At 71.6% G+C, this 6,876-nt stretch carries 7 protein-coding genes; 4 read left to right on the forward strand and 3 right to left on the reverse strand.

What is annotated here, in order from left to right; translation table 11 throughout:
• Nucleotides 1-685, reverse strand: a 685-nt coding sequence (locus tag ACFWP5_RS36480; RefSeq protein ID WP_384166748.1) for an alpha/beta hydrolase, incomplete at its 3' end; no start/stop codon positions are given.
• A 151-nt stretch (nucleotides 686-836) separates the two neighbouring features.
• Between ACFWP5_RS36480 and ACFWP5_RS36485 the strand changes: the two genes are divergently transcribed.
• Entirely contained in the window at nucleotides 837-1,712 is an 876-nt protein-coding gene (locus tag ACFWP5_RS36485; RefSeq protein ID WP_384166751.1) for a helix-turn-helix transcriptional regulator, read from the forward strand.
• Nucleotides 1,713-1,722: 10 nt separating this feature from the next.
• On the opposite strand, the gene ACFWP5_RS36490 is transcribed toward ACFWP5_RS36485, so the two are convergent.
• Together ACFWP5_RS36490 and nac are read right to left on the reverse strand one after the other, a co-directional pair.
• Complete coding sequence (locus tag ACFWP5_RS36490; RefSeq protein ID WP_384166754.1) at nucleotides 1,723-2,715, reverse strand: 2-hydroxyacid dehydrogenase; 993 nt, start codon at nucleotides 2,713-2,715, stop codon at nucleotides 1,723-1,725.
• A gap of 113 nt (nucleotides 2,716-2,828) precedes the next feature.
• Nucleotides 2,829-3,782, reverse strand: coding sequence for a nitrogen assimilation transcriptional regulator NAC (gene nac / locus ACFWP5_RS36495; RefSeq protein ID WP_384166757.1), 954 nt, complete (start codon nucleotides 3,780-3,782; stop codon nucleotides 2,829-2,831).
• Nucleotides 3,783-4,125: 343 nt separating this feature from the next.
• On the opposite strand from nac, the gene ACFWP5_RS36500 reads away from it, so the two are divergent.
• Genes ACFWP5_RS36500 through ACFWP5_RS36510 form a run of 3 tightly spaced genes read left to right on the forward strand, consistent with a single transcriptional unit; the run spans nucleotide 4,126 to nucleotide 6,783 of the window.
• Entirely contained in the window at nucleotides 4,126-4,905 is a 780-nt protein-coding gene (locus ACFWP5_RS36500) for a LamB/YcsF family protein (protein ID WP_384166759.1), read from the forward strand.
• Between the two features lie 5 nt (nucleotides 4,906-4,910).
• Nucleotides 4,911-5,804, forward strand: a complete 894-nt coding sequence (locus ACFWP5_RS36505; protein WP_384166762.1) for an allophanate hydrolase subunit 1 — start codon at nucleotides 4,911-4,913, stop codon at nucleotides 5,802-5,804.
• On the forward strand, nucleotides 5,797-6,783 hold the full coding sequence (locus tag ACFWP5_RS36510; protein ID WP_384166765.1) for a biotin-dependent carboxyltransferase family protein: 987 nt from the start codon (nucleotides 5,797-5,799) through the stop codon (nucleotides 6,781-6,783). Before ACFWP5_RS36505 ends, ACFWP5_RS36510 begins: the two co-directional genes overlap by 8 nt.
• Nucleotides 6,784-6,876: the final 93 nt, after the last annotated feature.

Raw genomic sequence — 6,876 nt, forward strand, 5'->3', positions numbered from 1 at the left:
AGGCGGCGATCGGGTCGACGCTCGGCCTGGTCAGCGACTTGGCCGAGCGGGGGTGCTCGGCGCGCGGAGTGCAGTAGTACTCCCAGCCCTCGTAGACATGCGGGCCGCCCGCGCGCGCCTCCTCCTCGGAGGCGGGGAAGACCGGGAAACGCCGGACGTCCGCACCACGGGCCTCGGCGGTACGGGCCGCGGAGGCGGCGGCCAGCATGCCTTCTACGACAGCCGGGTCCTGGGCGCCGTCCGCGCCGAGCCGGAACTGCCGTGACATGTCTACGGCGCTGACCGCGCCCACGGCCCGGACGCGCGGGTCGGTCGCGGTCGCCGCCAGGGCGTAGCCGCCGGAGGCGCAGATGCCCAGCGCCCCGATGCGGCCGGGGTCGACCTCGTCGAGGGTGCCGAGGAAGGAGACGGCGGCCTTGAGGTCCTCGACCCGCTGCCCGGGATCCTCCAGACCGCGCGGCTCACCCTCGCTCTCACCCTGGTGGGCGGCGTCGAAGGCGAGCGTGACGAACCCGCGCTCGGCCAGCAGGCGGGCATACAGGCCGGAGGCCTGTTCCTTCACCCCGGTGCCGGGATGCCCGACCACGATCGCGGGACGCGGCACCCGCGGCGTCTCCTCGTCCGGGGTGTAGAGATGACCGGCGAGCTTCAGGCCCGCGCTGAGGAAGGTGACATCGGTACGCATGGGGATGCACTCCAGTCGGAGATGGGGGAGAGAAGCCGGTGTACGGCCATGCCCCCACCGTCACTCCACCCCACCCGGCGCCACCAGGGACGGCTCTGCCTATGCGGTTCTGTACCAGGCACGCCGCCGCCGACCCGAGGACACTGGAGCCATGGCAGACCATGACGCGTCGTCCCCCTCCGGCAACGAACTGGGCGACTTCCTGCGCGCCCGCCGAGCGGGCCGCGACCCGCAGCAGGCGGGCTTCCCCGACGACGGCCGGCTGCGGCGCGTACCCGGGCTGCGCCGGGAGGAACTGGCCCACCTCGCGCACGTGAGCGTCGACTACATCGTCCGCCTGGAACAGGGCCGCACCCGCCGGGGTTCCCGAGCCGTCCTGGACGCACTGGCCGACGCGCTGCACCTCGCCCCCGACGAGCGCGCCTACCTCTTCACGCTGGCCGAGGTCGCGCCGGGAGCACCGGCCCGGCCGCCCGGACGCTCCGAAGTCGCCCCGCGGCTACGGCAGTTGCTCGACACCATGCACGATGTCCCCGCGATGGTGCTGCACCGCGGCATGGACGTCCTCGCCTGGAACCGCGCGGCCACCGCGCTCCTCACCGACTTCGGCGCCCTGCCCCCGGCCGAGCGCAACCTGATCCGGCTCACCTTCCTCGACGCCGACTTCCGGGCCCTGTACGCCGACTGGCCCCGGGCCGCCCGCGAGTGCGTCGCCGTCCTGCGCATGGAGGCGGGCCGCACCCCGCAGGACCCGGCGTTGACCGCCCTGATCGCTGAACTCGGCGCCCGCGACCCGGACTTCCGCATGTGGTGGGCCGAACATCAGGTACGGGGACCGCGGCAGCTCACCAAGACGTACGTCCATCCGGTCGCCGGTGAACTCACCCTCGACGTCCAGCAGTTCACCGTCGACACGCACCCGGAGCAGTTCCTCGTCGCCTATACGGCCCCACCGGACTCGGCCTCCCAGGAGGCGCTGCGGTTCCTGTTGCAGTGGGCCGGCCTCACCAGCACTCAAGCGGGGTGAGCGGGAGCGTTCACCTGCCGACCGGCGTGCCCGCCACCGCCGAACTGCCGGGAAGGGGCGTACGCGCGGGCCGTTCCGCCAGCACGTCGAGGATGTTGTCCACCGCCAGGTCGACCATCGCGGCCCGGGTCGCCTCGGTGGCCGACCCGATGTGCGGCAGCGTGACGACATGCGGCTCGGCCACCAGCGGGGACAACTCCGTTCCCATCGGCTCCCGTTCGAAGACGTCGAGCCCGGCGGAGTGCAGGCGCCCCTCGTGGACGGCGTCGAGCAGGGCCTCTTCGTCCACGACCCCGCCGCGCGAGGTGCTGACCAGCGTGGCCGTGGGCTTCATCGCGGCCAGTTCGCGGGCCGAGATCAGGTGGCGGGTCTCGTCGGTGAGCGGCACGTGCAGCGACACGACGTCGGAGTCGGCCAGGAGTGCGGCCAGGCCGACCGAGGTCGACAGGTCGTCGTCGGGGGCGTACGGGTCGTGGTGGATCACACGCATCCCGAAGCCGTGGGCCCGGCGGGCCACCGCGCGGCCGATCTGGCCGTAGCCGACCAGGCCGAGGGTGGCTCCGTGGACGTCCAGGCCGAGATAGTCGTGCATCCGGAACAGTCCCCAGGAGCCGTCCGCGAGGCTCGCGGACGCCGCGCCTAGCCGGCGGCGGGCGGCGAGGATCAGCGCGAAGGTGAGGTCGGCGGTGGTCTCCGCCAGCACGCGGGGCGTGTGCGTGACGACGATGCCGCGCTCGGCGGCGGCAGCGCGGTCGACGTTGTCGAAGCCCATGCTGGCCAGCGCGATGACGCGCAGGGAGGGGCCCGCCGCGTCCATCAGGGCGGCGTCCACCGGGTCGTTGCCGAGGGCCAGTACGCCGCTCACGCCGGGGGCGAGTGCGGCGAGGTCGACGGGTTCGGGCTTGGCGGCACCGGGCCAGGCCACCAACTCCGCGCTCTGGGACAGGCGGTGCAGGCCTTCGCCGGGCAGGATTTCACGGGTGGCGAGGACACGATTCTTCATGTTCTTCTCCAGTGACGGGCCATGTGTGCAGCCATGCATTACCAGTCGGGCGGAATATTCGGAAAACGCTAGCCGCGGCGGTCACCGGAAACAAATAGCGGATTCGTGTGACGCTATTGCCGATCCTTATCCTTGTCCTCGGTGTTCTCGTCTTCGGCGCCGTCATTTTTCTGGTCGCCGGCGATCAGTTCGAGGAACAGGTCGTGCACCGCCAGGGCCGGCTCCGAAAGCGGCTGGTTGTCCGAGGTGACCACCGAGAGTTTGACCTGGATGACGGGCTCCACGATCCGGCGCACCGACAGGGCGCGGACGTCGAGGATGGCCCGCGCCGCCGACCAGGGCAGGACCGTCGCGCCGATGCCCGCGTCCACGGCGTTGACGAGTGTCAGCGCGGACTCGACCTCGCCCACCACGTTCAGCCGCAGCGAGGCCTTCTGGAAGGCGGCGTCCACGACCTGCCGGATCGTGTGGATACGGCTGGGGAGCAGCAGGGGCAGGCTCGCGAGCTCCTTCAGTTCCACCTCGCCCCGCCCCGACGGCGCCGTGTCGCCGGGCGCGCCGATCAGGTACAGGTCCTCGGTACGAACGGGCTCGAACTGGACACCCCGGAGCGGCCCGGCGCCGTAGATGAAGGCCATGTCCATGCGGCCCGTCATGATCGCCTCGCTGATCACGCCGCCGAAGTTCTCGTTGATGTGCAGCAGGATGTCCGGGTAGCGCTCCCGGACGCTCTTCAGGAGGGGCAGCGCGAGGGCCGCTCCCAGGCTGTATGGGGCGAGGCCGACCGAGACGCTGCCGGCGGGGGCCCGGCCGGAGACGTCGACGGCGGCCTGGGCGAGGTCCACCTGCCGGAGGATGAGCTGCGCGTGCAGGTACAGGGCCCGGCCCGCCTCGGTCGGGGCGACCCCGCGTTTGCTGCGGATCAGCAGCTGCTGCCCGAACTGCGCCTCAAGCGCGGACAGTTGCTGGCTCAGGGCCGGCTGGGCGATGTGCAGGATGTCGGCCGCGCGCGTGATGCTCCCCGCGTCGATGATCTTGATGAACGAGTAGAGACGCCTGGTGTCCATGCGCGGGGCCTTCCGGTGGAGCGAAGCCTCATCGTAGGGAGGGATCACCCCGAAGCACAGCCCCGGTGAGCGGAGGGTGTGAGGGGGGTCATAGCCGTTCGCGATAACGCCAGACCGAACGGATATTGGCGATCACGCGACCGGCGGAATAAGTTGAGCGGAACATCCACACCGGAACGGCCCGGCGAACTCATTGTCCGTCTCATTGTCCGCGTCCGATGTGTGCGGATCATTTTCCGGATGTCACGAAGACGTGATGGCTTCGCTTTCCCCGGTTACTTCCTTCACCGGTTCCGCCTTCCCCGGATTCCCCCCTTTCCGGCATTCCCTCCCGGAGGACGTCATGACTCCCATGGTTGATCTCGTCGCCGATCTCGGCGAGGGATTCGGCGCGTACACAATGGGCGACGACGCGGCCCTTCTGGAGTTGCTGACCTCCGCCAATGTGGCCTGCGGATTCCACGCCGGTGATCCCCGCATCATGGACGCGACCGTGCGGACCTGTGTGGAGAAGCAGGTGGCCGTCGGCGCCCACCCGAGCTTTCCCGACCTCGTCGGCTTCGGCCGGCGCGCGATGGACCTCACGCCGGAGGAGGTCCGCACGGACGTGCTCTACCAGATCGGCGCCCTCCAGGCCTTCGCCGTCGCCCACGGCACCCGCGTGCACCACGTCGCCCCGCACGGCCGCCTGGGCAACCTGGTCGCCGTCCGCGCCGACTACGCCCGCGCCGTCGTGGACGCCGTAGCCGCCCTGGACGAGTCGCTGGTCGTCCTCGCGCAGGACGGCGAGCTGGCCGACGCGGCCCGCGCCCGTGGACTGCGCGTGGGCATCGTCGGCATCGCCGACCGCGCGTACCGCGCCGACGGGACGCTCGTGCCCCGCTTCGAGCCCGGCGCCGTGATCCACGACCCGGACGAGGTCGCCCGGCGCACCCTGCGCATGGTCACCGAGGGCGTCATCCGCAGCATCGACGGCACGGACCTCCAAGTCGCCTGCGACACCGTCCTGTTGCACGGGGACAGCCCCGGCGCCATCGCACTGGCCGGCCGCATCCGCGAGCAACTCCTCGCCGCCGGCGTCGAGATCACCTCCCTCGACAAAGTACTGAGCGGCAAGTGGTGACCGACATGAACAGCCTTGTTGTGGAGGGCCCTGCCGTGAACGGACCCGGCACGAACGGCACTTGCCTCAGCGGCAACGGAATCGGCAACGGAATCGGCAACGGCAACGGCAACGGCAACGGAATCGGCAACGGCGACGGCAACGGCGACGGCAACGGAAACGGCAACGGAATCGGCAACGTCACCATCGCCGACTGCGGCGACTCCGCCCTGGTCGCCAAGGCCGTGGGCCTGGACGCCGAAGCCGCCTGGCGGCTCGTACACGCCCTCGCCGACGCCCTGAACGCCGTCCAGCTCACCGGCGTCCACGACGTGGTGCCCACCTACGACGCCCTGCTCGTCGAATTCGACTGCGCCGCCACCGACCACGCCACCGTCCGCCGCGTCCTGGCCCACGAAGCCGACCGCCTCGGACCGCACCCCGCGCCCACCACACCCCCGCGCCGCTTCCTCGTCCCCGTCGTCTACGGCGGCGAGTACGGTCCCGACCTCCCGGAGGTCGCCGCCCAACTCGGCCTGACCGAGGGCGAGATCATCGCCCTGCACTCCGGTTCCGACCTCACCGTGCGCTGCCTCGGCGCACCCGCCGGAGCGCCGATGACGGACGGGCCGCCCTTCCCGAAGCCGGTGCCGCGCCTCGCCTCGCCGCGCACCCGGGTCGACCCCGGCTCGGTCGCGGTCGCCGGCCGGCAGGCGGTCATCTGCCCGATGCCCTCGCCCGGCGGCTGGCCGCTCCTCGGCCGTACCCCCGTGCGCGTCCTCGACCTGCACAGCGACCCGATCACCGCCTACCGCCCCGGCGACACCTTCAGGTTCCGGCCCATCGAGCCCCAACAGTGGGACGACTACGCCGACTTGAGCCTCGCGGACTGTACGGACCCGGTGGTGCGCCATGGCTGAAACCCTCACCATCCGCACCGCCGGCATCGTCACCGTGCAGGACCTCGGCCGCGTCGGCCGCTCCCGCTACGGGCTGCCCGCCAACGGAGCCGCCGACCAGCACTCGGCGCGCGTCGCCAACGTCCTGTGCGGCAACCACGACCGAGCCCCGCTGCTGGAGATCACCGCCCTCGACTTCGCGTGCGTCCCCTCCGGCGACATCCTCATCGCGGTGACCGGCGCCCCCGCCGACGTCAGCGTCGAAGGAGTCGTACGCCCGCAGTGGGAACCGGTCCCCGTCCGCGCCGGCGAAACAATCCGCGTCACCGGCATCCACCGCGGACTCCGCGTCTACCTGGCCGTACTCGGCTCGTTCGAGGCCGACTACCTCCAGGGCAGCTGCGCCCCCGACACCATCCTCGGCTTCGGCCCCGCTCTCCGCGCCGGCGACGAACTCGCCCTGCGCACGGCCTGTCCGCCGATCGACCACCCGTTCTCGCGGATCCCGCTGTTCCGCCTGAACGCGCCGGTCCCCCCGTTCCCCACCAGCTGGACCATCGACGTCACCGACGGCCCCGACCGAGCCGAGTTCGGCGACACGGGACAGCGCCTGTTCGACGCCCCGTTCACGGTCACCCCCCGGAGCAACCACATCGGCCTGCGCCTCCAGGGCGCGGTGCCCCGCCGGGTGACCAAGGGCGAGGTCCTCTCCCGCGGCGTCCCCATCGGCGCCGTCGAAGTACCCGCGGGGGACGAACTCCTCGTACTGCACCGCGGTCGCGGTGTCACGGCCGGCTACCCCGTCCTCGCCGTCGTCACCGCCACCGGTCTGTCCGCCCTGGGGCAGGTGCGCCCCGGGCAGACCATCCGCTTCCGCCACCGCACCCTCGACCAGGCGGTCACCGCCCACCGCGCCCAACGCCACGCGATCGACGCCCTGAGAACCAGGGTCCGTACGGCCTTCGAAGCCCTGCGCATCCGGGCGCCTGCGGGGGTCTGACGTCCGGCACCTCTCAACGCAGGCCGGCATTACTGAGCCCGTCCGGCACCTCTTCGGCACAGGCCCACAAAATCAGCCCGTCCGGCGTTTGAG

Source organism: Streptomyces sp. NPDC058469, assembly GCF_042721125.1.
Lineage (GTDB): Bacteria > Actinomycetota > Actinomycetes > Streptomycetales > Streptomycetaceae > Streptomyces.

Excerpts from the sequence above, each read along its gene's own strand:
- ACFWP5_RS36485 (WP_384166751.1), top strand. The coding sequence starts at position 837 with ATGGCAGACCATGACGCGTCGTCCCCCTCCGGCAACGAACTGGGCGAC.
- ACFWP5_RS36490 (WP_384166754.1), bottom strand. The coding sequence starts at position 2,715 with ATGAAGAATCGTGTCCTCGCCACCCGTGAAATCCTGCCCGGCGAAGGC.
- nac (WP_384166757.1), bottom strand. The coding sequence starts at position 3,782 with ATGGACACCAGGCGTCTCTACTCGTTCATCAAGATCATCGACGCGGGG.
- ACFWP5_RS36500 (WP_384166759.1), top strand. The coding sequence starts at position 4,126 with ATGACTCCCATGGTTGATCTCGTCGCCGATCTCGGCGAGGGATTCGGC.
- ACFWP5_RS36505 (WP_384166762.1), top strand. The coding sequence starts at position 4,911 with ATGAACAGCCTTGTTGTGGAGGGCCCTGCCGTGAACGGACCCGGCACG.
- ACFWP5_RS36510 (WP_384166765.1), top strand. The coding sequence starts at position 5,797 with ATGGCTGAAACCCTCACCATCCGCACCGCCGGCATCGTCACCGTGCAG.